24 protein-coding genes and 1 other RNA gene are annotated in these 25,823 nt (G+C 54.2%); 20 read left to right on the top strand and 5 right to left on the bottom strand.

Annotation, left to right across the window (positions count from 1 at the left end):
- Positions 1-112: 112 nt before the first annotated feature.
- The 11 genes from tkt to mscS all read left to right on the top strand — a co-directional run bounded on the left by tkt (position 113) and on the right by mscS (position 12,555).
- Positions 113-2,104: a transketolase gene (gene tkt / locus MUU47_RS00870; protein WP_258986222.1), complete on the top strand. Its 1,992-nt coding sequence runs from the start codon at positions 113-115 to the stop codon at positions 2,102-2,104.
- A 342-nt stretch (positions 2,105-2,446) separates the two neighbouring features.
- Positions 2,447-2,890: a PTS mannitol transporter subunit IIA gene (gene cmtB, locus MUU47_RS00865; RefSeq protein ID WP_258986221.1), complete on the top strand. Its 444-nt coding sequence runs from the start codon at positions 2,447-2,449 to the stop codon at positions 2,888-2,890.
- A 27-nt stretch (positions 2,891-2,917) separates the two neighbouring features.
- Complete coding sequence (locus MUU47_RS00860) at positions 2,918-4,294, top strand: PTS mannitol transporter subunit IIBC (protein ID WP_258986220.1); 1,377 nt, start codon at positions 2,918-2,920, stop codon at positions 4,292-4,294.
- 26 nt (positions 4,295-4,320) lie between these two features.
- Complete coding sequence (locus tag MUU47_RS00855) at positions 4,321-5,598, top strand: zinc-binding dehydrogenase (RefSeq protein ID WP_258986219.1); 1,278 nt, start codon at positions 4,321-4,323, stop codon at positions 5,596-5,598.
- Positions 5,595-6,563, top strand: coding sequence for a class II fructose-bisphosphatase (gene glpX, locus MUU47_RS00850; protein WP_258986218.1), 969 nt, complete (start codon positions 5,595-5,597; stop codon positions 6,561-6,563). The genes MUU47_RS00855 and glpX overlap by 4 nt, the downstream gene beginning before the upstream one ends.
- Before the next feature lie 18 nt (positions 6,564-6,581).
- Positions 6,582-7,091, top strand: coding sequence for an MltR family transcriptional regulator (locus MUU47_RS00845; protein ID WP_258986217.1), 510 nt, complete (start codon positions 6,582-6,584; stop codon positions 7,089-7,091).
- Positions 7,088-7,798, top strand: a complete 711-nt coding sequence (locus MUU47_RS00840; RefSeq protein ID WP_258986216.1) for a nucleoside/nucleotide kinase family protein — start codon at positions 7,088-7,090, stop codon at positions 7,796-7,798. Before MUU47_RS00845 ends, MUU47_RS00840 begins: the two co-directional genes overlap by 4 nt.
- Positions 7,799-8,085: 287 nt before the next feature.
- Positions 8,086-9,105, top strand: coding sequence for an erythrose-4-phosphate dehydrogenase (gene epd, locus MUU47_RS00835; RefSeq protein ID WP_258986215.1), 1,020 nt, complete (start codon positions 8,086-8,088; stop codon positions 9,103-9,105).
- A gap of 47 nt (positions 9,106-9,152) precedes the next feature.
- Positions 9,153-10,316 (top strand): phosphoglycerate kinase, encoded by a 1,164-nt coding sequence (gene pgk, locus MUU47_RS00830; protein WP_258986214.1) that lies wholly within the window; start codon positions 9,153-9,155, stop codon positions 10,314-10,316.
- A 103-nt stretch (positions 10,317-10,419) separates the two neighbouring features.
- Positions 10,420-11,499, top strand: coding sequence for a class II fructose-bisphosphate aldolase (fbaA, locus tag MUU47_RS00825; RefSeq protein ID WP_110511960.1), 1,080 nt, complete (start codon positions 10,420-10,422; stop codon positions 11,497-11,499).
- Positions 11,500-11,691: 192 nt separating this feature from the next.
- Complete coding sequence (gene mscS / locus MUU47_RS00820) at positions 11,692-12,555, top strand: small-conductance mechanosensitive channel MscS (protein ID WP_258986213.1); 864 nt, start codon at positions 11,692-11,694, stop codon at positions 12,553-12,555.
- 49 nt (positions 12,556-12,604) lie between these two features.
- Here mscS and dctP read toward each other — a convergent pair whose 3' ends face one another.
- Positions 12,605-13,651, bottom strand: coding sequence for a TRAP transporter substrate-binding protein DctP (gene dctP, locus MUU47_RS00815; RefSeq protein WP_258986212.1), 1,047 nt, complete (start codon positions 13,649-13,651; stop codon positions 12,605-12,607).
- A 204-nt stretch (positions 13,652-13,855) separates the two neighbouring features.
- Between dctP and argO the strand changes: the two genes are divergently transcribed.
- Entirely contained in the window at positions 13,856-14,491 is a 636-nt protein-coding gene (argO, locus tag MUU47_RS00810) for an arginine exporter ArgO (RefSeq protein ID WP_258986250.1), read from the top strand.
- Between the two features lie 90 nt (positions 14,492-14,581).
- Positions 14,582-15,319 (top strand): oxidative stress defense protein, encoded by a 738-nt coding sequence (locus MUU47_RS00805; RefSeq protein WP_258986211.1) that lies wholly within the window; start codon positions 14,582-14,584, stop codon positions 15,317-15,319.
- 50 nt (positions 15,320-15,369) lie between these two features.
- On the opposite strand, the gene argP is transcribed toward MUU47_RS00805, so the two are convergent.
- On the bottom strand, positions 15,370-16,263 hold the full coding sequence (gene argP / locus MUU47_RS00800) for a DNA-binding transcriptional regulator ArgP (protein WP_258986210.1): 894 nt from the start codon (positions 16,261-16,263) through the stop codon (positions 15,370-15,372).
- 160 nt (positions 16,264-16,423) lie between these two features.
- On the opposite strand from argP, the gene rpiA reads away from it, so the two are divergent.
- Positions 16,424-17,083, top strand: a complete 660-nt coding sequence (rpiA, locus tag MUU47_RS00795; protein ID WP_258986209.1) for a ribose-5-phosphate isomerase RpiA — start codon at positions 16,424-16,426, stop codon at positions 17,081-17,083.
- Between the two features lie 262 nt (positions 17,084-17,345).
- Positions 17,346-18,578 carry a phosphoglycerate dehydrogenase gene (gene serA, locus MUU47_RS00790; protein ID WP_258986208.1) on the top strand — a complete coding sequence of 411 codons (1,233 nt, stop codon included), beginning with the start codon at positions 17,346-17,348 and terminating at the stop codon, positions 18,576-18,578.
- Positions 18,579-18,672: 94 nt separating this feature from the next.
- On the opposite strand, the gene MUU47_RS00785 is transcribed toward serA, so the two are convergent.
- The 3 genes from MUU47_RS00785 to zapA form a co-directional block, all read right to left on the bottom strand.
- On the bottom strand, positions 18,673-19,269 hold the full coding sequence (locus MUU47_RS00785) for a 5-formyltetrahydrofolate cyclo-ligase (RefSeq protein ID WP_258986207.1): 597 nt from the start codon (positions 19,267-19,269) through the stop codon (positions 18,673-18,675).
- A gap of 18 nt (positions 19,270-19,287) precedes the next feature.
- A non-coding RNA gene (gene ssrS / locus MUU47_RS00780) (6S RNA) lies at positions 19,288-19,471 on the bottom strand.
- 41 nt (positions 19,472-19,512) lie between these two features.
- Positions 19,513-19,842, bottom strand: coding sequence for a cell division protein ZapA (zapA, locus tag MUU47_RS00775; protein ID WP_110511969.1), 330 nt, complete (start codon positions 19,840-19,842; stop codon positions 19,513-19,515).
- Between the two features lie 167 nt (positions 19,843-20,009).
- Between zapA and MUU47_RS00770 the strand changes: the two genes are divergently transcribed.
- The 5 genes from MUU47_RS00770 (at position 20,010) to gcvT (ending at position 25,818) form a co-directional block, all read left to right on the top strand.
- Positions 20,010-20,588: a YecA/YgfB family protein gene (locus MUU47_RS00770; RefSeq protein ID WP_258986206.1), complete on the top strand. Its 579-nt coding sequence runs from the start codon at positions 20,010-20,012 to the stop codon at positions 20,586-20,588.
- 25 nt (positions 20,589-20,613) lie between these two features.
- Positions 20,614-21,927, top strand: a complete 1,314-nt coding sequence (pepP, locus tag MUU47_RS00765; RefSeq protein ID WP_258986205.1) for a Xaa-Pro aminopeptidase — start codon at positions 20,614-20,616, stop codon at positions 21,925-21,927.
- Positions 21,924-23,090 carry a 2-octaprenyl-6-methoxyphenyl hydroxylase gene (ubiH, locus tag MUU47_RS00760; protein WP_258986204.1) on the top strand — a complete coding sequence of 389 codons (1,167 nt, stop codon included), beginning with the start codon at positions 21,924-21,926 and terminating at the stop codon, positions 23,088-23,090. The genes pepP and ubiH overlap by 4 nt, the downstream gene beginning before the upstream one ends.
- A gap of 11 nt (positions 23,091-23,101) precedes the next feature.
- Entirely contained in the window at positions 23,102-24,304 is a 1,203-nt protein-coding gene (gene ubiI, locus MUU47_RS00755; RefSeq protein WP_258986203.1) for an FAD-dependent 2-octaprenylphenol hydroxylase, read from the top strand.
- Positions 24,305-24,723: 419 nt separating this feature from the next.
- Positions 24,724-25,818, top strand: coding sequence for a glycine cleavage system aminomethyltransferase GcvT (gcvT, locus tag MUU47_RS00750; protein WP_258986202.1), 1,095 nt, complete (start codon positions 24,724-24,726; stop codon positions 25,816-25,818).
- The last annotated feature ends 5 nt before the right edge of the window (positions 25,819-25,823 follow it).

The following is a 25,823-nucleotide window of genomic DNA, read 5'->3' as shown; positions in this document are numbered from 1 at the left end:
TACATGACTTGCGGCTTGGGTTACATTGTTCACACTTTTTTCCGGCGTAGCCTAAAACGCGCTGTCGTCAAGCCGTTTTGGCATTGCCTTCATTAGTCCGATTGGAGTCAAAATGTCCTCACGTAAAGAGCTTGCTAATGCTATTCGTGCGCTGAGCATGGATGCAGTACAGAAAGCCAAATCCGGCCACCCGGGTGCCCCAATGGGTATGGCTGACATTGCCGAAGTCCTGTGGCGCGATTTCCTGAACCACAATCCACAGAATCCATCCTGGGCCGATCGTGACCGCTTCGTGCTGTCTAACGGTCACGGCTCTATGCTGATTTATAGCCTGTTGCACCTTACAGGCTACGATCTGCCGATGTCTGAACTTCAGAACTTCCGTCAGCTGCACTCCAAAACGCCAGGCCACCCGGAAGTGGGCTACACCGCCGGTGTCGAAACCACTACTGGCCCGCTGGGTCAGGGCATTGCTAACGCAGTCGGTATGGCTATCGCGGAAAAAACCATGGCCGCGCAGTTCAACCGTCCAGGTCACGACATCGTCGACCACTTCACCTATGCGTTCATGGGTGATGGCTGCATGATGGAAGGTATCTCCCACGAAGTGTGCTCCCTGGCGGGTACCCTGAAGCTGGGCAAACTGGTTGCGTTCTACGACGACAATGGCATCTCCATCGACGGTCACGTTGAAGGCTGGTTCACCGACAACACCGCACAGCGTTTCGAAGCCTACGGCTGGCACGTTGTTACTGGCGTTGACGGTCACGACGCAGACGCTATCAAGCGTGCAGTCGAAGAAGCGCGCAAAGTGACGGACAAACCGTCTCTGCTGATGTGCAAAACCATCATCGGTTTCGGTTCGCCGAACAAAGCCGGTACGCACGATTCCCACGGTGCTCCGCTGGGTGAAGCTGAAGTTGCCGCAACGCGTGAGCAGCTGGGCTGGAAATACGCGCCATTCGAAATCCCGTCTGAAATCTATGCTCAGTGGGATGCGAAAGAAGCAGGTCAGGCTAAAGAAGCCACCTGGAACGAGAAGTTCGCTGCCTACGCTAAAGCCTTCCCACAGGAAGCTAAAGAATTTACGCGTCGCATGAAGAACGAAATGCCCGCTGATTTCGATGCAAAAGCACAGGCTTTCATCGAGAATCTTCAGGCAAATCCAGCGAAAATCGCGAGCCGTAAAGCCTCTCAGAACGCTATCGAAGCGTTTGGTCCATGGCTGCCTGAGTTCCTCGGCGGTTCTGCTGACCTGGCGCCGTCCAACCTGACTATCTGGTCTGGTTCTAAAGCGATCAACGAAGACACCGCGGGTAACTATATCCATTACGGCGTGCGTGAATTCGGTATGACTGCGATTGCCAACGGTATCGCGCTGCACGGCGGTTTCCTGCCGTACACCTCTACCTTCCTGATGTTTGTTGAGTACGCTCGTAACGCCGTACGTATGGCTGCGCTGATGAAACAGCGTCAGGTGATGGTCTACACCCACGATTCTATCGGTCTGGGCGAAGATGGCCCGACTCACCAGCCTGTTGAGCAGCTGGCATCCCTGCGCGTGACGCCGAACATGAGCACATGGCGTCCATGTGACCAGGTTGAATCCGCAGTGGCGTGGAAATATGCCGTTGAGCGTCACGATGGCCCAACCGCGCTTATCCTTTCTCGTCAGAACCTGGCGCAACAGGATCGTACCGCTCAGCAGCTGGCAGACGTGGCTCGTGGTGCATACGTTCTGAAAGATTGTGACGGTCAGCCGCAGGTTATCTTCATCGCAACCGGTTCTGAAGTTGAACTGGCTGTTGCAGCGTGGGATCAGCTCTCTGCTGAAGGCGTTAAAGCGCGTGTGGTTTCCATGCCGTCTACCGACGCATTCGACAAGCAGGACGCGGCATACCGTGAATCCGTGCTACCGAAAGCCGTGTCGGCACGCGTGGCTATCGAAGCCGGTATCGCAGATTACTGGTTCAAATATGTGGGTCTGAACGGCGCTATCGTCGGCATGACGTCCTTCGGCGAATCTGCTCCGGCAGAACTGCTGTTCGAAGAGTTCGGTTTCACCGTGGCCAACGTGGTCGCGAAAGCGAAAGAACTGCTGTAAAGTCTCTTCTGCTGCCAGCAATGGAAGAGGAAAAGGGTCGCACAAGCGGCCCTTTTTATTTGGGAATGAATTAAATTGCGTCTGACAATGCTTTAAGTGTGATCTGCATTGCAATTATTGATTTTGTGTTTTTTATGAATGTGCGATGTAAATCACATTTACAGAGTTGCTATTTTTATTGTTCGTTGCAAATTATTGATTTGTATTGTTCAGTTTATCCGGCTTGCTAAAAGCTCGCTCAAATCTCCTCGATTGCTTTCATCTCTCGCCGCGCGTATTTTATTTTCATCAGCCAGGTTTTTAATACTGGCTACCCCCGAAAATAAAATGTGAGGATCCGTTATGCGATTAATCGATTATTTTCCCACGTCATCGATATCGATCAGGAACTCGGCAGAGTCATGGCAACAGGCCATCGACTTTTCGATGGAGTCGTTATTAAAACACCGTTATGTTAACGAAAAATACGTTCAGGAGATAAAAGAGTCTACGTTGAATAATGGCCCGTATTATATTCTGGCTCCCGGAGTGGCAATGCCACATGCCCGGCCAGAATGTGGTGCGCTGAAAACAGGATTATCGCTCACTTTACTTAAACAACATGTTGGGTTTGGTGAAGATAATGAACCGGTTAAATTATTGATCGGATTATCTGCTGCGGATTCAACTTCACATATCGATGCCATTCAGGCGCTAAGCGAGCTGCTGTGTGAAGAAGAGAATCTTTCAGAATTATTAGCGGCACAATCTGAAGAACAGCTCGTGGATATTCTCGCCCGCGCTTGATACCCATTTCCTTCTCAGGATTTCATTATGGAAAATAAGTCTGCTCGTGCAAAAGTCCAGGCTTTTGGGGGCTTTTTGACCGCCATGGTCATCCCCAATATCGGTGCATTTATTGCCTGGGGGTTTATTACCGCTTTATTTATCCCGACTGGCTGGTTGCCCAATGAGCATTTCGCCAGGATAGTCGGCCCGATGATTACCTATTTGCTGCCGGTGATGATTGGTTCAACCGGCGGCCATCTTGTCGGCGGCAAGCGTGGCGCGGTAATGGGCGGGATTGGTACCCTCGGGGTGATTGTCGGGGCGGATATCCCAATGTTTATCGGTGCGATGATCATGGGCCCGCTCGGTGGTTTAGTGATTAAGCATATCGACAGGCTGCTGGAGAAACGTATTCCCGCCGGTTTTGAGATGGTTATCAATAATTTCTCGCTGGGTATCGCCGGGATGCTGCTGTGCCTGCTGGGTTTTGAAATCATTGGACCGGCGGTACTTATCGCCAACACCTTCGTCAAAGGCTGCATCGAAGCGCTGGTGCACACCGGCTATTTGCCGCTGCTGTCGATAATCAATGAACCGGCTAAGATCCTGTTTCTGAATAATGCTATCGATCAGGGGGTTTATTATCCGCTGGGTATGCAGCAGGCGTCTGAAACCGGCAAGTCCATCTTCTTTATGGTCGCATCGAATCCAGGGCCGGGTCTGGGGTTGCTGCTGGGCTTTGCGGTATTTGGCAAAGGCATGAGTAAAAAGTCGGCACCTGGGGCGATGATTATTCACTTCCTCGGCGGTATCCATGAACTCTATTTCCCGTATGTGCTGATGAAGCCGTTGACCCTGCTGGCGATGATTGCAGGCGGGATGTCAGGCATTTATACCTTCAATCTGCTCGGCGGTGGACTGGTCGCGGGCCCAAGCCCTGGCTCCATCTTTGCCTATCTGGCACTGACGCCAAAGGGATCGTTTGTCGCCACTCTGGCAGGCGTGACCGTCGGGGCGGTTGTATCGTTCGCGGTGACGTCACTTATCCTCAAAATGGAAAAAAGTACCGAAGTACAAGGGGAAGATACCTTCACAGAGTCGGCCAAGAGCGTGAAAGCAATGAAGCAGGAAGGCGCGTTTTCCTACACCAGCGTGCAGCGCATTGCCTTCGTGTGTGACGCCGGAATGGGATCCAGTGCGATGGGGGCGACCACTTTCCGCAAGCGCCTTGAAAAGAACGGGCTGAGTATCGAGGTCAAACATTATGCTATCGAAAACGTCCCTGACGACGCCGATATTATTGTGACCCACGCCAGTCTCGAAGGACGCGTAAAACGCGTTAGCCATAAACCGCTGGTGTTAATTAATAACTACATCGGCGACCCACAGTTGGACACATTATTTAAACAGCTTAGCGCATAACGTTCATTCATTCGTCGAGGTCAATAATGAAAACCAAAGTAGCGGCTATATATGGTCCGCGGGATATCCGCATCCGTGAGTTTGAATTACCTGAAATAAATGATAACGAATTGCTGGTGAGTGTTATTTCAGACAGCGTCTGCTTATCTACCTGGAAAGCCGCATTGTTGGGCAGCGAGCATAAACGTGTGCCAGATGATTTAGAACAACATCCTGTTATTACCGGGCATGAATGTGCCGGTGTTATTGTCGAGGTGGGGAAAAATCTCAGCGGTAAATATAAAAAAGGTGAGCGGTTTGTTTTGCAACCGGCGATGGGATTATCCAGCGGTTATTCTGCGGGCTACAGCTATGAGTATTTTGGCGGTAACGCCACCTATATGATTATTCCCGAGCAGGCTATTACTCTTGGCTGCGTATTACCGTATAGCGGTTCTTATTTTGCCGCCGCGTCACTTGCGGAACCAATGTGCTGCATCATTGGCGCTTATAAAGCGAACTATCACACCACGCCGTATATTTATGACCATCAGATGGGCATTAAAGCGGGCGGAAATCTGGCGTTGCTGGCCTGCGCCGGGCCAATGGGTATTGGTGCGATTGATTACGCGATTAATGGTGAGATAAAACCGTCGCGCATTGTGGTGGTGGATATTGATGACGTGCGGCTGGCACAGGCCGAGAAATTGCTGCCCGTAACGCTGGCGGCGAGTAAAGGGATTGAGCTGATTTACGTCAACAGTCGCGAAATGGAAAATCCAGCGGACGAACTGCGCGCGCTGACGGGCGGCGAAGGGTTCGATGACGTATTCGTTTACGCTGCCGTCCCTGCTGTGGTGGAACTGGCGGACGGGCTACTGGCGGAAGATGGCTGTCTGAACTTCTTCGCCGGTCCGACGGATAAACACTTCAGCGTGCCGTTTAACTTTTATAACGTGCACTACAACCGGACGCACGTCGTCGGCACGTCGGGGGGCTCGACGGACGACATGAAAGAGGCCATCGCGCTGAGTGCGGCCGGGCAATTGCAACCTTCCTTTATGGTGACGCATATTGGTGGGCTGGATGCGGTACCGGACACGGTACTCAATCTGCCGGACATTCCCGGCGGCAAAAAGCTTATTTATAACAGCGTCACTATGCCGCTGACGGCGATTGCTGATTTTGCTGAGAAGGGTAAAACCGACCCGCTGTTCCGCGAACTGGCGCGGCTGGTTGAACCCACGCATGGCATCTGGAACGAGCAGGCCGAGCAATATCTGTTGGCGCAGTTTGGGGTCGACACCGGGGAGGCCGCGCAATGAACTCATTAGCGTGGTCGCTGATTCGCACCACGGAGCGGGCTGCACTGGCGGCCTGGCCGCAAACCGGATGCGGCGATAAGAATGCGATAGATGACCTGGCGGTGATCGCCATGCGTCAGGCCCTGAATGACATCCCAATGCAGGGCCGCATTGTGATTGGCGAGGGCGAAATCGACAATGCCCCGATGCTGTATATCGGTGAGCAGGTCGGCAGCGGGACCGGGCCGGGCGTGGATATCGCCGTGGATCCGATTGAAGGAACCCGGATGGTGGCCATGGGGCAAAGTAACGCGCTGGCGGTAATGGCATTTGCTCCTCACGGCAGTCTGTTGCATGCCCCGGACATGTACATGAAAAAGCTGGTGGTAAACCGCAAAGCGCGCGGGGCTATCAATCTGGCGCACTCGCTGAGTGATAATTTGCGCAACGTGGCACGTGCGTTAGGCAAACCGTTGAGCGAACTAAAAATGGTCACGCTGGATAAGCCGCGCTCTCAGGCATTCATTCAGGAAGCGTCAGCCCTTGGCGTAAAGGTATTTGCTTTGCCGGACGGCGATGTTGCTGCCAGCGTGCTCACCTGCCAACCAGATAACGCTTTCGATCTGATGTTTACCGTGGGGGGCGCGCCGGAAGGCGTGCTCTCAGCCTGCGCGGTGACGGCGATGGCGGGCGATATGCAGGCCGAACTTATCGATTTTTGTGAGGCAAAAGGAGAAAGCGACGAGCATCGCCAAATTGCCGCTGATGAGCGCCGCCGCTGTGCGGAGATGGGCGTGGCGGTCAACCGTATCTACACCCTCGGCGAGCTGGTGCGCAGCCAGGATATCTTGTTCAGTGCGACCGGCGTTACCGCCGGGGATTTACTTCAGGGTATTAGCCGGACCAACGAAGGTGTGCGAACGCACACTATGCTGATCAACGGTATAGACCGAACGTGTAATATTATAAACTCCCTGCATTCCTGATGATTTATCGAGAGACGAATGACCGCACTGACTGAAGATGAAGTGCTTGGGCAGTTAAACGCTCAGGACACTTTGCCAGCCTTTATGAGCGAGGCAAATGCGCTGTTGCGAAAAGCAATTAAGCGTTTTCTGCCGTCGTTATTCGTCAACAACGATGAGGAAATTGTGGAATATGCAGTGAAGCCGTTACTTGCGCAAAGTGGGCCGCTCGATGACCTCGATGTGGCGCTCCGCCTGATCTATGCGCTGGGAAAAATGGATAAATGGCTGTACGCCGATATCACCCATTTTTCCCAGTTCCATCAGTTTCTGAGCGGGCAGGATAACGCCCCGGGTTTTACTGATGAGCTGACCTGGGACTTTATCTGTAACGTGAATGCGATAACCGATAACACTCCGATGTATAACGCTCTGAAGGGCATGAAGTTTGCCGATTTCGCGCTGTACTCTGAAAGCCGCTTCATCGGGATGATCAAAACCGCGTTGGCCCTCGCAGTAACGGCAATTCTCAAGGAATTAACGCCGTGAAGATAATGCTGACCATTAATGGGATTGATGTTGATGCCCATTTTAGTGAACAGGATATTGAAATCGTCCATAAACCTCTGCTGCAAAGGCTGGCGAGACTGCACGCCGCCGCGCCGCATCAACGCACGATTGTTTTTCTGAGCGCGCCACCGGGTACCGGCAAGTCGACGCTCACGGCGTTCTGGGCGTGGCTCGCCGCACAGGACGCCGAACTCCCGGCGCTGCAAACGCTGCCGATGGACGGTTTTCACCACTACAACGACTGGCTGGACGCGGAAGGTTTACGTCCCTATAAAGGCGCGCCAGAGACCTTTGACGTCGCAAAGCTGGCGGGAAATCTACGGCAAATCCGTGAAGGGCAGGGCACATGGCCCCAGTACGATCGGCAAAAGCACGATCCGCAGGAGCACGCCTTGCAGGTGACTGCGCCGTTGGTGGTGGTGGAAGGTAACTGGCTGCTGCGCGACGATGCCGATTGGTGCAAGCTGCGGGAATATTGTGATTTCTCGATTTTCATCACCGCCCCGGCGGCTACGTTGAGCCAGAGACTCATTACCAGAAAACAAGCCGGCGGCCTGAGCAAGCAGGACGCGGAAGCTTTTTATCGACGTACCGATGGGCCAAATGTCGACCGCGTTCTCAGCGAGAGTGTACCTGCCGACGTGACGCTGGCGATGAGCGAAGAAGGCGACTATCGTTTCATTTGATTATGGGCGTGAGTGAATAGCGCTCAGCGAAATGCAGGGGTAAATTATTCTTAATCGCTGCAAAAGGGCATGGGAAAATGTGACGTAGATCAGATAACTGTTTTCTGTCACGGGTCACGGATTCCCTTTATTCCAGGTTTCGCTTACTCTAGCTGAAGCGTTTCAGTCGATTAAATGTTCGACAAATAATCAATCAGTCGCGGTTTGCGACAGCAAGGATTCCTTTCCTGGTGAGGCTGGATTACGCTCTCAGCCACACACTTCAGGGAAAGTCTTGCAGGAGACCTATGACCGTACGCGTAGCGATTAATGGCTTCGGTCGCATTGGACGTAACGTGGTTCGTGCTTTATATGAATCCGGGCGTCGTGCGGAAATTACCGTGGTGGCAATCAACGAACTGGCTGATGCTGCGGGCATCGCGCATTTGTTGAAATATGACACCAGCCATGGCCGCTTTGCCTGGGATGTTCGCCAGGAACGAGAGCAGCTTTACGTCGGTGATGACGTCATTCGCCTGTTACACGAGCCTTCGCTGGAAGCGCTGCCGTGGCGGGAACTGGGTGTTGATGTCGTGCTCGATTGCACCGGCGTGTATGGCACCCGGGCCGATGGCGAAATGCATCTGGCGGCGGGCGCTAAGAAAGTGCTCTTTTCACATCCTGGCAGCAACGATCTCGACGCAACGGTCGTTTACGGTGTCAATCACCACGAATTGCAACGCGAACACCGTCTTGTCTCCAACGCATCCTGCACCACCAACTGCATTATTCCTGTCATCAAATTGCTCGACGATGCCTGGGGTATTGAATCGGGAACGGTCACGACTATCCATTCGGCGATGCACGATCAGCAAGTTATTGATGCGTATCATCCGGACCTGCGTCGTACCCGTGCGGCCAGTCAGTCGATTATTCCAGTTGATACTAAACTTGCTGCTGGCATCGCTAGAATTTTCCCACAGTTTAATGACCGATTTGAAGCCATTGCCGTGCGCGTGCCGACGATTAACGTCACCGCAATCGACCTCAGCGTAACCGTGAAGCATCCGGTAAAAGCGTGTGAAGTCAACCAGTTGCTGCAAAAAGCGGCGCTGGGGGCATTTCATGGTATAGTTGACTATACGGAATTACCGTTGGTCTCAATAGATTTTAACCACGATCCGCACAGTGCCATTGTCGATGGCACGCAGACGCGGGTCAGCGGTGCGCATCTGATCAAAACGCTGGTCTGGTGCGATAATGAATGGGGTTTCGCTAACCGAATGCTCGACACCACGTTAGCGATGGCCAATACAGGTTTCAGGTAAGGCGCTGTCGCGTCTGCAAAACTTTAGAATCAACGAGAGGATTCACCATGTCTGTAATTAAGATGACCGATCTGAGTCTGGCTGGTAAACGCGTTTTCATCCGTGCCGATCTGAACGTTCCGGTTAAAGACGGAAAAGTGACCAGCGATGCGCGTATTCGTGCGTCCCTGCCAACCATCGAAATGGCTCTGAAACAGGGCGCTAAAGTGATGGTGACGTCTCACCTGGGTCGTCCGACCGAAGGTGAGTACAACGAAGAATTCTCTCTGCTCCCGGTAGTTAACTACCTGAAAGACAAACTGTCTAACCCAGTTCGCCTGGTAAAAGATTACCTGGACGGCGTTGAAGTTGCTGCCGGTGAACTGGTGGTTCTGGAAAACGTTCGCTTTAACAAAGGCGAGAAGAAAGACGACGAAGCGCTCTCCAAAAAATACGCTGCTCTGTGTGACGTATTCGTAATGGACGCATTCGGTACTGCACACCGTGCACAGGCTTCCACCCACGGTATCGGCAAATTTGCTGATGTTGCGTGTGCAGGCCCGCTGCTGGCAGCAGAACTGGATGCACTGGGCAAAGCGCTGGGTAACCCGGCTCGCCCAATGGTTGCTATCGTTGGTGGTTCTAAAGTTTCTACCAAACTGACCGTCCTAGATTCTCTGTCCAAAATTGCTGACCAGCTGATCGTTGGTGGTGGCATCGCCAACACCTTTGTTGCCGCTCAGGGCCACAACGTGGGCAAATCCCTGTACGAAGCTGACCTGGTTGACGAAGCAAAACGTCTGCTGACCACCTGCGATATCCCAGTTCCGACTGACGTTCGCGTGGCGACTGAGTTCTCCGAAACTGCACCAGCAACCCTGAAATCTGTTAACGACATTAAAGATGAAGAGCAGATTCTGGACCTGGGCGACGTTTCTGCACAGAAACTGGCTGATATCCTGAAAAACGCCAAAACTATTCTGTGGAACGGTCCGGTTGGCGTGTTCGAATTCCCGAACTTCCGTAAAGGTACTGAAATCGTGGCTAATGCCATCGCTGATAGCGAAGCGTTCTCCATCGCAGGCGGCGGCGATACTCTGGCTGCGATAGACCTGTTCGGTATCTCCGACAAGATCTCCTACATCTCCACTGGCGGTGGCGCATTCCTCGAATTCGTGGAAGGCAAAGTTCTGCCAGCAGTAGCGATGCTCGAAGAGCGCGCTAAGAAGTAATGATTCCGGGCAGGGTTAACCTGCCCGTTGATTTTTTGCCGCCGTAACGCCTTCGGTGGCACAAACGTTTTTTCTAAATGCCGACGATACAGGACAAACAATCATGTCTAAGATTTTTGATTTCGTAAAACCAGGTGTAATCACCGGTGATGACGTACAGAAAGTTTTTCAGGTAGCAAAAGAGAACAACTTTGCACTGCCAGCGGTCAACTGTGTGGGTACCGACTCCATCAACGCCGTACTGGAAACTGCTGCAAAAGCTAAAGCACCTGTTATCGTTCAGTTCTCCAACGGCGGCGCTGCGTTCATCGCAGGTAAAGGCGTGAAAACTGACGTTCCTCAGGGCGCTGCTATCCTGGGTGCTATCTCTGGTGCACACCATGTTCATCAGATGGCTGAGCACTACGGTGTTCCAGTTATCCTGCACACTGACCACTGCGCGAAGAAACTGCTGCCATGGATCGACGGTCTGCTGGACGCGGGCGAAAAACACTTCGCTGCTACCGGTAAACCCCTGTTCTCTTCTCACATGATTGACCTGTCCGAAGAGTCTCTGGAAGAGAACATCGAGATCTGCTCCAAATACCTGGCGCGCATGGCCAAAATGGACATGACTCTGGAAATCGAACTGGGTTGCACCGGCGGTGAAGAAGATGGCGTTGATAACAGCCATATGGACGCGTCCGCTCTGTACACTCAGCCAGAAGACGTTGACTACGCGTACACCAAACTGAATGCGATCAGCCCACGTTTCACCATCGCTGCTTCCTTCGGTAACGTGCACGGTGTGTACAAGCCAGGCAACGTGGTTCTGACCCCGACTATCCTGCGTGATTCTCAGGAATTCGTGTCCAAGAAACACAACCTGCCGCACAACAGCCTGAACTTCGTCTTCCACGGCGGTTCCGGTTCTTCTGCTCAGGAAATTAAAGACTCCGTAAGCTACGGCGTAATCAAAATGAACATCGATACCGATACCCAGTGGGCAACCTGGGAAGGTATCCTGAACTATTACAAAGAAAACGAAGCTTACCTGCAGGGCCAGCTGGGCAACCCGAAAGGCGACGACCAGCCGAACAAGAAATACTACGATCCACGCGTATGGCTGCGTGCTGCTCAGACCTCTATGATTACTCGTCTTGAGCAGGCATTCAAAGAACTGAACGCGGTTGACGTTCTGTAATTTTTGAACGCTGATTTCTGCCCTAAGCCCGCTATTTAGCGGGCTTTTTTATTGGCTTTTCAACAGGATAATTTTGCTTAATTCTGTGAACTACTTGGCAAAGCGGACAATTCTTGTTTACCCTTAACGGACTGCCTGTTTGCAGGTTCGTCGAGTTTTATTCCCCGTTAGGGTAGCTATAAGGATTATCAGATGGAAGATTTGAACGTTGTCGACAGTATAAACCACGCAGGCTCATGGCTGGTGCGCAACCAGGCGCTGCTGCTGAGCTATGCGGTGAATATCGTCGCGGCTATCGCCATTATCGTCATCGGGATGATTATCGCCCGACTGGTTTCGAATGCCGTTAACCGTGTGATGCGCGCGCGTCAGATTGATGCCACTGTGGCTGACTTCCTGTCAGCAATGCTGCGCTATGCAATTATTGCCTTCACCCTGATTGCCGCGCTCGGTCGCGTCGGCGTGCAGACCGCATCGGTTATTGCCGTTCTCGGTGCCGCAGGTTTGGCCGTTGGCCTGGCACTGCAAGGCTCGCTCTCCAATCTGGCGGCCGGCGTGCTGCTGGTGATGTTCCGTCCGTTCCGTGCGGGTGAATATGTTGATCTCGGCGGCGTGGCCGGTACCGTGCTCAATGTACAGATTTTCTCCACCACCATGCGCACCATCGACGGAAAAATCGTGGTTATCCCGAACGGGAAAATCATCGCCGGGAACATCATCAACTTCTCCCGCGAGCCGGTACGCCGTAACGAATTCATTATTGGCGTGGCGTATGATTCCGATATCGATAAGGTGAAGCAGCTGCTGACCCATATCGTCGAGTCTGATGAGCGCATTCTGAAAGATCGTGACATCACCGTGCGTCTGAACGAGTTAGGGCCATCTTCCATGAACTTTGTCGTTCGCGCCTGGAGTAAAAGTGGCGACCTGCAAAACGTATACTGGGATGTGCTTGAGCGTACGAAGCGTGACTTCGATGCCCATGGCATCAACTTCGCGCATCCGCGGATGGATGTGAATTTCAAACACGTGAAAGAACAGTCAGAAGCCGCGTAATTTCGGCTCATTACTGAACGCAAGCCCGCCGCGAGCGGGCTTTTTTACATCATTCTTTGGTTATCGTATGAAGCTGCTTTGCCACCGCGTTCAGCGTTTCGCCCGCGTTGGCGACACCGTTGGCTTCCTGTTTCTTCACCCAATCGGCCTGAACGGCCTGATAACGACTGGTGCGCTGCCAGGTGTTCAGCTCCTCTGGCGTCAGAGTGCGGACATGCGCGCCTTGCTGGCTCATATTCTGAGTCATCTGTTTCAGGCTGGCGTCAAGCGTGACACCCAGCGTTTTCTCCGTGCGCGCGGCAGCCCGGCGGATGGCGGCTTTATCTTCCTCGGGCAGGTTTTCCCAGCGCGTTTTGTTCATCACCAGCAAATAAACATGCCCCATCCATAAACGCGGAGAAACGCGAACCTCCTTCGCCGCCTGCCAGGCGTGAATGTCATCGCCACTGTCCAGATTAACCAGCAGACCGCTCAGCGTTCCGTTACGCAATGCATCGGTGATTTGCGTATCCCATGGCATCTTGACGACCTTAGCCCCCGCATTTTCCAGATACGCCTGATGCCAGAAGCTTGCGGTGCGCCAGGTGGTATTTTTGAGATTGTCGTATTTCAGCGAAGGGCTGGTGGAGAAAAACGCCGCAGGATAGCCGAGGAAAAATTGCAGATTCACCAGGTTGTTGGCGGCAAGCTCAGCGGAAAACTGCGGTAAATCACGGAACACGTTATGGAAGAATTCCACCTGCGCGTCGCCGTTATCAGGTCCCAGCGGGAAGCTTTTGAAGATCTGATGGAGCGGTAATTGTTCTGCGGTGTATTCCGGCACCACGATGCCCATATCCGCGATTTTCCCTTCGCTGACCGTTTTCAGCGCGTCATAGCTGACCGACAGCTCGCCGTTCCAGTGATCTTCCACGCGCAGGCGTCCGTGTGACTCCTCGGCGATGGCCGCAAAGAAAACGTCTTTAATCACTTTGGTGCGCATGTTGCTGAGCGGTTCGTGATCGGTGTAGCGCAATACGGTTTCCGCTTGAACCGGCGATATCGAAATGAGCAGGGCGAGGGCAGCGCTCTGCACTAAAAATGTCTTTAATTTCATGATCTGTCCTTGAGCAAGTGAAAGGGAAGGTCACCAGGAAAGTACAATGTGCAGTATAACGCACACCTTATGCATGAATATGCATTCGCGCAAGGAATGTACATTATTAGTTAGGTTAATAAGGGATTAGTATTATCCATTTCCGCTAATGGAGATCGCGCGTTATAGTCTCGTCATTAACGAATGTTCGTGAGTAAAACTATCGTGTTATCTTATTATATTCAGGGGCTTGTCCTCGGCGCGGCTATGATCCTTCCTCTTGGCCCGCAGAATGCGTTTGTCATGAACCAGGGTATTCGCCGTCAGTATCACATCATGATTGCCTTCCTTTGTGCGGTCAGTGATTTGGTGTTGATATGCGCCGGCGTGTTTGGCGGCAGCGCGTTACTGATGCAGTCGCCGTGGTTGCTGGCGTTCGTCACCTGGGGCGGCGTTGCGTTCCTGTTATGGTACGGATTTGGCGCGCAGAAAACGGCGATGGGCAGCAATCTGGAACTGGCGACCGCAGAAGTGATGAAGCAGGGCCGCTGGAAGATTATTGCCACCATGCTGGCGGTGACCTGGCTTAATCCGCATGTTTATCTGGACACCTTCGTCGTGCTCGGTAGCCTCGGCGGGCAGTTGGGCGCAGAGCCAAAACGCTGGTTCGCGCTTGGTACCGTGAGTGCATCTTTCCTGTGGTTCTTTGGTCTGGCGCTGCTCGCCGCCTGGCTGGCTCCGCGTTTACGTACTGCCAAAGCGCAGCGTACCATTAATATCCTGGTCGGCCTGGTGATGTGGTTTATCGCTTTCCAGCTGGCGAAAGAGGGCATCTCACATGTTCACGCCTTGTTCAACTAAGCCTTGTCTTATGGACATTTAGGCCTCAGAAGCTAAGCTTGCAGGCATGCGCCCTGTTTTGGGGTCAAGACGTAACAAGGAGGAACGACGGTGAAGTTTAAAGTGATGGCCCTGGCGGCATTAGTGGGATTCGGTGCGATGTCGGTACAGGCAAATGAGTTGCCAGATGGACCGCACATTGTGACCTCCGGAACGGCAAGCGTAGACGCAGCGCCTGATATCGCGACCTTGGCGATTGAAGTCAACGTGGCGGCAAAAGATGCTGCAACGGCGAAGAAACAGGCCGATGATCGCGTAGCCCAGTATCTCTCTTTCCTTGAGAAAAACGATGTCGCTAAAAAAGACATCAGTTCTGCCAATCTCCGCACTCAGCCGGATTATGACTATCAGAACGGCAAAAGCATTCTGAAAGGATACCGCGCGGTGCGTACCGTTGAAGTCACGCTGCGTCAGCTGGATAAGCTCAATTCGTTGCTGGACGGCGCGCTGAAAGCGGGTCTGAATGAAATCCGTTCCGTATCGCTTGGCGTTGCGCAACCGGAAGAGTACAAAGACAAAGCCCGTAAAGCGGCGATTGACGATGCTGTGCATCAGGCAAAAGAGCTGGCCTCCGGCTTTAACGCCAAACTCGGCCCGGTCTATAGCGTGCGCTATCACGTGTCTAACTATCAGCCGAGCCCAATGGTTCGCATGATGAAGGCCGATGCAGCAGCAGCACCTTCCGCGCAGGAAACCTACGAACAGCCAACTATTCAGTTCGACGACCAGGTAGACGTTGTCTTCCAGCTCGAACCGACGCAGGCTGAACCGCAGAAAAAAGCGGAATAAAAAGCCGTAGTGCTATAAATGAAAACGCCGGGGAAACCCGGCGTTTTTGATCAGTCCTGGCGCAGAACTTTGTGCCCGTATTCCAGCAGGGCATCGGTTACCCGACGCATCATGCGGCTTTCCGGCGCAAAGCGGTGCCAGTACAGCATCCGGCGCTGGAACAGGCCCGGCGTCAGGTTGATAAGCTCACCGCTGTCCAGCTCACGCTCGATTTGCAGATGCGGGATCATACAGCAGGTGGTGCCCTGACGCGCCAGCTGCACGAAGGCTTCCGACGAGTTCACGATATGGCACGGTACGCTGCCCGGCGGCAGATCGAAGTTCTGCTGTAAAAAGGCCTGATGCATATCATCGAGATGGTCAAACGCCACCACCGGTGCTTTCAGCAGGGCAGAGCGCGTTACGCCGTTGGGGAAGTAGCGTTGCGCAAATGACTTTGACGCGACGAAAAGATAATCGAGCGCGCCGAGCTGATCGACCAGACAACTTGGCAGCGCCTGTGGCTGGATACTGACCGCACCCACTACTTCTCCACGACGCAGGCGTTCCTGCGTACGCGTTTCATCTTCAACCTGAAGGTTCAGACGAATCGGCGAATCAGACAGTACCGCAGACAGTGCGGGCAGCAGCCAGGTTGCCAGACTGTCTGCGTTGACCGCCAGCGACAGCAGCAGCGGCGTGGAGCCAGTTTGTTCATCGCCCAGCCACTCTTCCTCCAGCAGCTCAACCTGACGCAGCAGCGCCAGCAGTTTCTGCCCTTGCTCGGTCGGACGAGGAGGCACGGTTCGCACCAGTAAAGGCTGTCCGAACATGTTTTCCAGCTGTTTGATTCGCTGAGAGACGGCGGACTGGGTAATACACAGCTTTTGTGCGGCGCGTTCAAACCCGCGTTCCCGAATAACCGCATCCAATGCCTGTAGTGTTCTGTAGTCCGGACGTTTCATTGCTCTGACTGACTCCTCATCTTGTGTTATCCGCACTATGACATAAATTTACGTTAGATACAGGACCAAATTGGGGCCGCAACACCTGGCGTCTGCAAGGACATTTCTGGGGTGAATAGTCTATAATGCGCGGCATCCCATCACATCACAGGCAAAAATCATGACGCAGGATGAACTGAAAAAAGCAGTTGGCTGGGCAGCACTTCACTATGTACAACCGGGAACCATCGTCGGTGTTGGCACGGGCTCGACCGCGGCGCACTTTATCGACGCGCTGGGCACCATGAAAGGCCAGATTGAAGGTGCCGTTTCCAGCTCGGACGCTTCTACCGAAAAGCTGAAAAGCTTAGGTATTCACGTGTTTGATCTCAACGAAGTGGACAGCCTGGGCGTCTACGTTGATGGTGCTGATGAGATTAACGGAAACATGCAGATGATCAAAGGCGGCGGTGCGGCGCTGACTCGCGAGAAAATCATCGCCTCCGTTGCCGACAAGTTTATCTGCATTGCCGATGCCTCCAAGCAGGTGGCTATCCTCGGCAATTTCCCGCTGCCGGTGGAAGTTATCCCGATGGCGCGCAGCGCGGTGGCACGTCAGCTGGTGAAACTGGGCGGTCGCCCGGAATATCGTCAAAACGTGGTGACTGATAACGGCAACGTCATCCTTGACGTGCACGGCCTGGAGATCCTCGATGCGATTGCGCTGGAAAACGCGATTAACGCGATCCCTGGCGTGGTGACCGTCGGCCTGTTCGCCAACCGTGGCGCGGATGTCGCGTTGATTGGTACCGCCGAAGGTGTCAAAACTATCGTGAAATGATCTGACGGGAGCCGCCTGGCTCCCGTAAAAAATTTTCGCCAGGCGAAATTCGGTGACTTGTGTCACATTTATCGACTGCTGCTGATTAACTCGCTGCCTCAATCTACCCATCCAGCATTTTATGCTGCTAATTTCCGCTGAATGACATTTCTTCAGCACGCCGACGCAAACGTTCATATTGCTGCAATAGTTTTTTTTGATATGTTGCTGAGGTGGACGTTCGTTCACCACAACAACGATACAAGACAGACAGGGCGGGGAAATGGCTAAGGTATCACTGGAAAAAGACAAGATTAAGTTTCTGCTGGTGGAAGGCGTGCATCAAAAAGCACTCGATAACCTTCGTGCAGCAGGCTACACCAACATTGAATATCACAAAGGCGCGCTCGACGCAGAGCAGCTGAAAGAATCGATCCGTGATGCCCATTTCATCGGCCTGCGCTCCCGTACTCAACTGACTGAAGATATTATTCAGGCGGCGGAGAAACTGGTAGCCATCGGCTGTTTCTGCATCGGCACCAATCAGGTCGATTTGAACGCGGCGGCGAAACGTGGCGTTCCGGTCTTTAACGCGCCGTTCTCGAATACCCGTTCCGTGGCGGAACTGGTGATTGGCGAACTGCTGTTACTGCTGCGCGGTATTCCAGAGGCGAACGCTAAGGCGCACCGCGGGATCTGGAACAAACTGGCGGCGGGCAGCTTTGAGGCGCGTGGCAAGAAGCTGGGGATTATCGGTTACGGCCATATCGGCACGCAGCTCGGTATTCTGGCGGAATCGCTGGGGATGCACGTTTTCTTCTACGATATCGAAAACAAGCTGCCGCTCGGCAACGCGACGCAGGTTCAGCATCTGTCTGACCTGCTGAACATGAGCGATGTGGTGAGCCTGCACGTGCCAGAGAATGCGTCCACTAAGAACATGATGGGTGCAGAGCAGCTGGCGCTGATGAAGCCGGGTTCATTGCTGATCAACGCCGCACGCGGTACGGTGGTGGATATTCCTGCACTGTGTGAAGTGCTGGCGAGTAAGCATCTGGCCGGGGCGGCAATCGATGTATTCCCGACTGAACCTGCGACCAACACCGATCCGTTCACTTCCCCATTGTGTGAATTCGACAACGTAATCCTGACGCCGCACATTGGTGGTTCAACTCAGGAAGCACAAGAGAACATCGGCCTGGAAGTGGCGGGCAAGCTGGCAAAATACTCCGACAACGGTTCGACGCTTTCAGCGGTTAACTTCCCTGAAGTCTCGCTGCCGCTGCACGGTGGTCGTCGTTTGCTGCACATCCACGAAAACCGTCCGGGCGTGCTGACGGCAATCAACCAGATCTTTGCCGAACAGAGTGTGAACATTGCCGCGCAGTATCTGCAAACCACGCCGCAGATGGGCTATGTGGTGATTGATATTGAAGCGGAAGAAGATGTTGCGGAGAAAGCGCTGCAAAGCATGAAGGCGATTCCGGGAACTATTCGCGCGCGCCTGTTGTACTGAGTAACGGTGTCTGCCCGGCGGCGCAAAGCTTACCGGGCCTACGTTGTACCGTTTTGTAGGCCTGGCAATCAACGCGCCGCCGGGCAAATATTTATCACCACTGCCATACTTTCGACGGCGTCACCACCGCGGGCAGCGGAATATCCCACTTCTCTGTAGGCAGAGTATCCACCTGCTGACAATCATGCGCGTAACCGACCGGCTGCAGGCTGTGCTGTTGCCAGTTTTGCAGCGTCCTGTCGTAAAACCCACCGCCCATACCTAATCGTTGGCCCCGCGCGTCAAACGCCACCAGCGGCGTAATCAGCACATCCAGTTCACTGAGCGGCAGCACGTCGCGCACGTCCAGTTTCGGCTCCTGAATTTTCAGCCTGTTCACAACCAGTTCGGAATGGGGATGGTAATAAAGGAACAACAGATTTCCAGGGCTGAAAGGATGCAGAACCGGCAGATACACTTTCTTTCCGCTGAGCCAGAGTTGCTCAATGAGCGGGCGGGTATCAAGTTCACCGTCGAAAGAGAGAAACAGCGCCACGCTCTGGCCCATCATCACGGGCGGATACGCCATCATGAGATGTGCAGCCTGTTCGGCAAAATGCTGTTGTTGAACTGAGGTCAGTGCGCGTCTGCGCTGCCGGATAATCTGGCGAATGTCTTGTCTTGCTGAGGGAATGTCAGGCACGAGTGTCATGGTAGAAACAGAAGGTAGGGAATCTCCGAGATGCCGCCGCAGGCTGTAACCCTTGAACCCTTGGTTCAAGGTGAATATGTCGTCACAGTCTTAAGGCTTCTCGGACGAACCGAGCTTGCTCACCAACCGTGGAGCGCCACATTCTTGTGGTATGAAATATCGGCTCAGGGGACTGGCCCGCTTGCGAACATCTCAGAGAAATTTTGTCTTCAGGGTCACTCTACCATAGTAAACCATGAAGTGTTATTCAAACTTTGGACCCGTCTTTTCAGTTGTGCGACCTTGATCAAGAAGTGCCTGTTCAATGGTCTGTTGCAGCATCCGAATACGTGTTTCCATGCTGGCAGCGTAATCACGCGTCTTCGCTCTTTCCTGCGTCAGCTCGTAGCTGATATTCAGGGCGGCAATGAAGACCAGCTGCTCAGTATTTGTGACTCTAGTGCGTTCTTTTAGATCTTGCAACCGCTGATTCAGATCGTCCGCGGCCTGATTAAGGGCATCCCTTTGTTCAGGCGGGCAATTCACTCGCAGTGAACGGCCAAAAATTTGGATATCGACGGGTTCTGCAGACATGCCACCTTCCTGCTGATTGACTGCGCAACCTTCACAGCCCGCACCGGGGCCCGCGAAGGGGCGACACTATAGCTACCCCAGTGTGAACATACAAGCCCTTTTCTGGTTCACCAGGGTCCAAAGTGGTAGCATAACATGAAACTTCCCCCCAACGACGACGAATGCGCATGTCTATACAGAACGAAATGCCTGGTTACAACGATGTGAACCAGTTACTGACCCAACAGGGTGTAGGTTTAACGCCTGCCGAAATGCACGGACTGATTAGCGGCATGCTGTGTGGCGGTAACAAAGACAGTAGCTGGCTGCCGCTGGTGCATGACCTGACCAACGAAGGCATGGCTTTCGGTCACGAACTGGCTGAAGTGCTGCGTAAGGTCCACTCCGTCACCAGCGATGCGCTGGAAGACGAAGGTTTCCAGTTCCAGCTGTACATCCCGGATGGTGATAACGTCAGCGTCTTTGAACGCGCCGATGCGCTGTCTGGCTGGGTCAACCACTTCCTGTTGGGCCTGGGCGTTACTCAGCCGAAGCTTGAGAAAGTGAAAGGTGAAACCGGCGAAGCTATCGACGATCTGCGTAACATTGCCCAGTTGGGTTATGAAGAAGACGAGGATCAGGAAGAGCTCGAGATGTCGCTCGAAGAAATCATCGAGTACGTTCGTGTTGCCGCTTTGCTGTGCCACGATACCTTCACGCATCAACAGCCGACCGCGCCAGAAGTTCGCAAACCGACCTTACATTAACAATAAGAATGCTCAGGAGGGTGTCATGACTCAGCAAGAGTACCTTCAGCGTCGGCAAAAGCTGCTGGCGCAGATGCCATCAGGCAGCGCGGCATTAATTTTTGCCGCACCGGAAGCCATACGCAGCGCCGACACGGAATACCCGTATCGCCAAAGCAGTGATTTCAGCTACTTCACTGGTTTTAACGAACCAGAAGCAGTGCTAGTGCTGATTAAAAGTGATGACACCCACAACCACAGCGTTCTGTTTAATCGCGTGCGTGACCTGACCGCAGAAATTTGGTTTGGCCGCCGACTGGGCCAGGATGCCGCGCCTGAAAGGCTGGGTGTGGATCGTGCGCTGGCGTTCAGTGAAATCGACGAGCAGCTGTATCAGCTGCTGAACGGTCTGGACGCGGTGTATCACGCGCAAGGCGAATATGCTTATGCCGACAGCATCGTGTTCAATGCGCTGGATAAACTGCGCAAAGGCATGCGTCAGAATCTGAAAGCCCCGGCAGCGATGGTCGACTGGCGTCCTTTGGTGCACGAAATGCGCCTGTTCAAATCTGCGGAAGAAATTGAAGTAATGCGCCGGGCCGGGGAAATCTCTGCGCTGGGGCACACTCGCGCGATGGAAAAATGCCGTCCGGGCATGTTTGAGTATCAGCTCGAAGGCGAAATTCACCATGAATTTACCCGCCACGGCGCGCGTTATCCGTCATATAGCACTATCGTGGGCAGCGGTGAAAACGGCTGCATTCTGCATTACACCGAAAATGAATCTGAACTGCGCGATGGCGATTTAGTGCTGATCGACGCGGGCTGCGAATATCGTGGCTATGCGGGCGACATCACCCGCACGTTCCCGGTGAACGGCAAATTCACTCCGGCGCAGCGTGAAATTTACGACATTGTGCTCGAATCGCTGGAAACGGCCCTGAAGCTTTATCGTCCAGGCACGACTATCCAGGACGTCACCGGCGAAGTCGTGCGCGTGATGGTCAGCGGATTGGCATCGCTCGGCGTCCTCAATGGGGAAGTTGACCCGCTGATTGCCGACAACGCGCACCGCAAATTCTTCATGCACGGCCTCAGCCACTGGCTGGGCCTGGACGTTCACGATGTCGGCGAATACGGCGCGGATCGTTCCCGCGTGCTCGAGCCGGGAATGGTACTGACCGTTGAGCCCGGGCTGTATATCGCTCCGGACGCCGACGTGCCGGAGCAATACCGTGGCATCGGCATCCGTATCGAAGATGACATTGTGATAACTGAAAACGGCAACGAGAATCTGACCGCCAGCGTGGTAAAACGCGCGGACGATATCGAAGCCCTGATGGCGGCGCACGCGCAATGAGCGTGATTATCGTAGGCGGCGGCATGACCGGCGCAACGCTGGCGCTGGCTATCTCGCATCTCAGTGCGGGCAAACTGCCGGTACATTTAGTTGAAGCCGTCGCACCTGACTCACAGGCGCATCCGGGCTTTGATGCTCGCGCTATCGCACTGGCCGCAGGGACCTGTCAGCAGCTGGCCCGCGTAGGTATCTGGCAGGTACTGCGTGAATGCGCCACGGTTATTCGCACCGTTCACGTCAGCGATCGCGGCCATGCAGGTTTCGTTACGCTGGATGCCGACGATTACAGCCTGCCTGCGTTAGGGCAGGTGGTCGAGCTGCACGATGTCGGCCAGCGCCTTTTCGCCTTGTTACGCAAAGCGCCTGGCGTGAGCTTACATTGTCCGGCGCGGGTGGACAGTTTTACCCGCAGCCAGGACAGCGTCGATGTGGTGCTTGATAACGGCGTTACACTCACCGGTAAACTGCTGGTTGCAGCAGACGGCTCACGTTCGGCGCTCGGCGAACAATGTGGGATTGCCTGGCAGCAACAGCCTTACGAACAGCTGGCCGTGATCGCCAACGTGACCACCGCCGTGTCGCACGACGGCCGCGCGTTTGAGCGTTTTACCGAACATGGACCGCTGGCGATGTTGCCGATGTCAGACGGACGCTGTTCGCTGGTGTGGTGCCATCCGCTGGAGAACCGTGATGAGGTTCTGAGCTGGTCTGACGCTCATTTCTGCCAGGAGCTGCAGCAGGCGTTTGGCTGGCGACTCGGGCGCATTACCCACGCTGGCAGCCGCAACGCCTATCCGCTTTCCCTGACCACTGCCAGCCGGGCGATATCGCACCGCATGGCGCTGGTAGGCAACGCGGCGCAAACTCTGCATCCGATTGCCGGACAGGGCTTCAACCTCGGGCTGCGCGACGTTATCTCGCTGGCAGAAATGCTCGCGCAGGCGAACGATCCTGGCGACTATGCGTTGTTAAGCCAGTATCAACAGCGCCGCGCCGAGGATAAAAGTGCGACGGTCGGCGTGACCGACGGTCTGGTCCATCTGTTCGCCAATCGCTGGGCACCGCTGGTGGCTGGACGAAACGTCGGACTGATGGCGATGGAATTATTCACTCCGGCGCGCGATGCGCTGGCGCAGCGTACCCTGGGTCAGGTAGCGAGATAAGGAACAACAACGTGCAAAATGTAGATATCGCTATCGTCGGTGGTGGAATGGTCGGCCTCGCCGTGGCCTGCGGATTGCAGGGCAGCGGACTGCGCGTGGCGGTCATTGAACAACATCAACCCCAGGCCGTTACGCCTGATTCCGCACCGCAGCTTCGCGTTTCCGCCATCAACGCCGCCAGTGAAAAACTGCTTTCACGTCTCGATGTCTGGAATGACATTGTGGCCGAACGCGCCAGCTGCTATCACGGCATGGAAGTGTGGGATAAAGACAGCTTCGGGCGCATCGCGTTTGATGATGCCAGCCTCGGCTATAGCCATTTAGGGCACATCATCGAAAATGGCGTGATCCACCATGCGCTGTGGAAAAAAGCGGAACGCTGTAAAGACGTCACGCTGATGGCACCCGCCGAACTGGCGCAGGTGGCATGGGGCGAAAACGAGGCCTTTTTGACGCTGAAAGACGGCAACATGCTGACCGCGCGCCTGGTGATTGGCGCGGATGGTGCGAACTCCTGGCTGCGTGGCAAAGCGGATATTCCGCTGACCTCCTGGGATTATCGCCATCATGCGCTGGTGGCGACCATTCGCACCGCCGAACCGCATCAGGCGGTGGCGCGTCAGGCGTTTCACGGTGAAGGCATTCTGGCGTTTCTGCCATTAAGCGACCCGCATTTGTGCTCCATCGTCTGGTCGTTAGCGCCGGACGACGCCGCGAAAATGCAGCAGGCCGACGACGCGACATTCAATCAGGCGCTGAACGTGGCCTTTGATAACCGTCTGGGTCTGTGTGAAGTGGCAAGCGAGCGGCAGGTGTTCCCGCTAACCGGGCGCTATGCCCGCCAGTTTGCCGCGCATCGTCTGGCACTGGTTGGTGACGCGGCGCACACCATTCATCCGCTGGCCGGGCAGGGCGTAAATCTCGGCTTTATGGATGCCGCAGAGCTGATCGACGAAATTCGCCGTCTGCATGCGCAGGGGAAAGATTTTGGTCAGCACTTCTATCTGCGCCGCTACGAGCGCAGTCGCAAGCACAGTGCGGCATTAATGCTGGCGGGTATGCAGGGTTTTCGCGAACTGTTTGCCGGGGTCAACCCGGCGAAGAAACTGTTCCGCGATATCGGCCTGAAACTGGCCGACACGCTGCCAGGGGTAAAACCTCAGCTTATTCGTCAGGCGATGGGCCTGAACGATCTTCCTGGCTGGCTGCGTTAAGTCGATCACACTTCCTCACCCGGCAGTCCTGCCGGGTGTGTTTCCCTCGTTTGAAATAATCTAATCTCACTGCTTTTTTCGCATTAGTTTTATTAATGTCACAAGAATTCCCTTACGAAAAATCAGCCCAATTCCCCGCATGAAATATCATTTATAACCAAACTCTGAGCAACATTGTTAATTTTATGTGGCATTAGTCGCAGAAAGCCAGTCGATCGTTCTGTAGAGTTTTTCGCACATTTGGGGCATAAGCTAATCTGATGGATTGCTTTGCCTTATGGTTTACCGCGGTTTTCGGTGGTAACGTCAGACGAAAGAGAACGTTTGCGTCGGTGCCCAGAGCGGTATCGACGCTGGGCTTTGTGGCGATATCTGAGACCGCAAAGCACCTGTAGCCCCGCTTATTCAATGAGGACAAGATGGCTCAACAGACGCCTTTGTATGAACAACACACGCTATGTGGCGCACGCATGGTGGACTTCCATGGCTGGATGATGCCCCTGCATTACGGCTCGCAGATTGACGAGCACAACGCGGTGCGCACCAGCGCCGGAATGTTCGATGTTTCGCACATGACTATCGTCGACCTGCGCGGCAGCCGTACCCGTGAATTCCTGCGCTATTTGCTGGCCAATGACGTTGCCAAACTGACCAGGCCCGGCAAAGCGCTCTACACCGGCATGCTCAACGCATCTGCCGGAGTCATTGATGACCTGATTGTTTATTTCCTCACCGAAGATTATTTCCGCCTCGTCGTAAACTCCGCCACCCGTGAAAAAGACCTTGCCTGGATTAGCCAGCACGCTGAACCGTACGGTATCGAAATCACCGTGCGTGACGATCTGTCGCTGATTGCAGTGCAGGGCCCGGACGCGCAGGCTAAAGCTGCCAGCCTGTTCAGTGATGAACAGCGCAGCGCGGTGGAAGGCATGAAGCCATTCTTCGGCGTGCAGGCAGGTGACCTGTTTGTCGCGACTACCGGCTACACCGGCGAAGCGGGCTATGAAATTGCGCTGCCGAATGAGAAAGCGGCAGACTTCTGGCATGCGCTGGTCGAAACCGGCGTGAAGCCTTGCGGTCTGGGCGCGCGTGACACGCTGCGTCTGGAAGCGGGTATGAATCTGTACGGTCAGGAGATGGACGAAGGTGTTTCTCCGCTGGCGGCCAACATGGGCTGGACCATTGCCTGGGAACCTGCAGACCGCGACTTTATCGGCCGCGATGCGCTGGAAGCTCAGCGTGAGCACGGCACCGAACAATTAGTTGGTCTGGTGATGACCGAGAAAGGTGTACTGCGTGGCGAACTGCCGGTGCGCTTTACCGATGCGCAGGGCAATCAGCGTGAAGGCGTGATCACCAGCGGCACGTTCTCGCCAACGCTGGGCTACAGCATTGCGCTGGCTCGCGTGCCTGCGGGCATCGGTGAAACGGCAGTGGTTCAAATCCGTAACCGTGAAATGCCCGTCACCGTAACCAAACCTGTATTTGTACGCGCTGGCAAAGCCGTCGTGTAATCGAT

Origin of the sequence: Scandinavium hiltneri (assembly GCF_024764835.1) — a bacterium.
GTDB lineage: Bacteria > Pseudomonadota > Gammaproteobacteria > Enterobacterales > Enterobacteriaceae > Scandinavium > Scandinavium hiltneri.
Note: the sequence above shows the minus strand (reverse complement) of the source record. Positions and strands in the feature narration are given on the sequence as shown.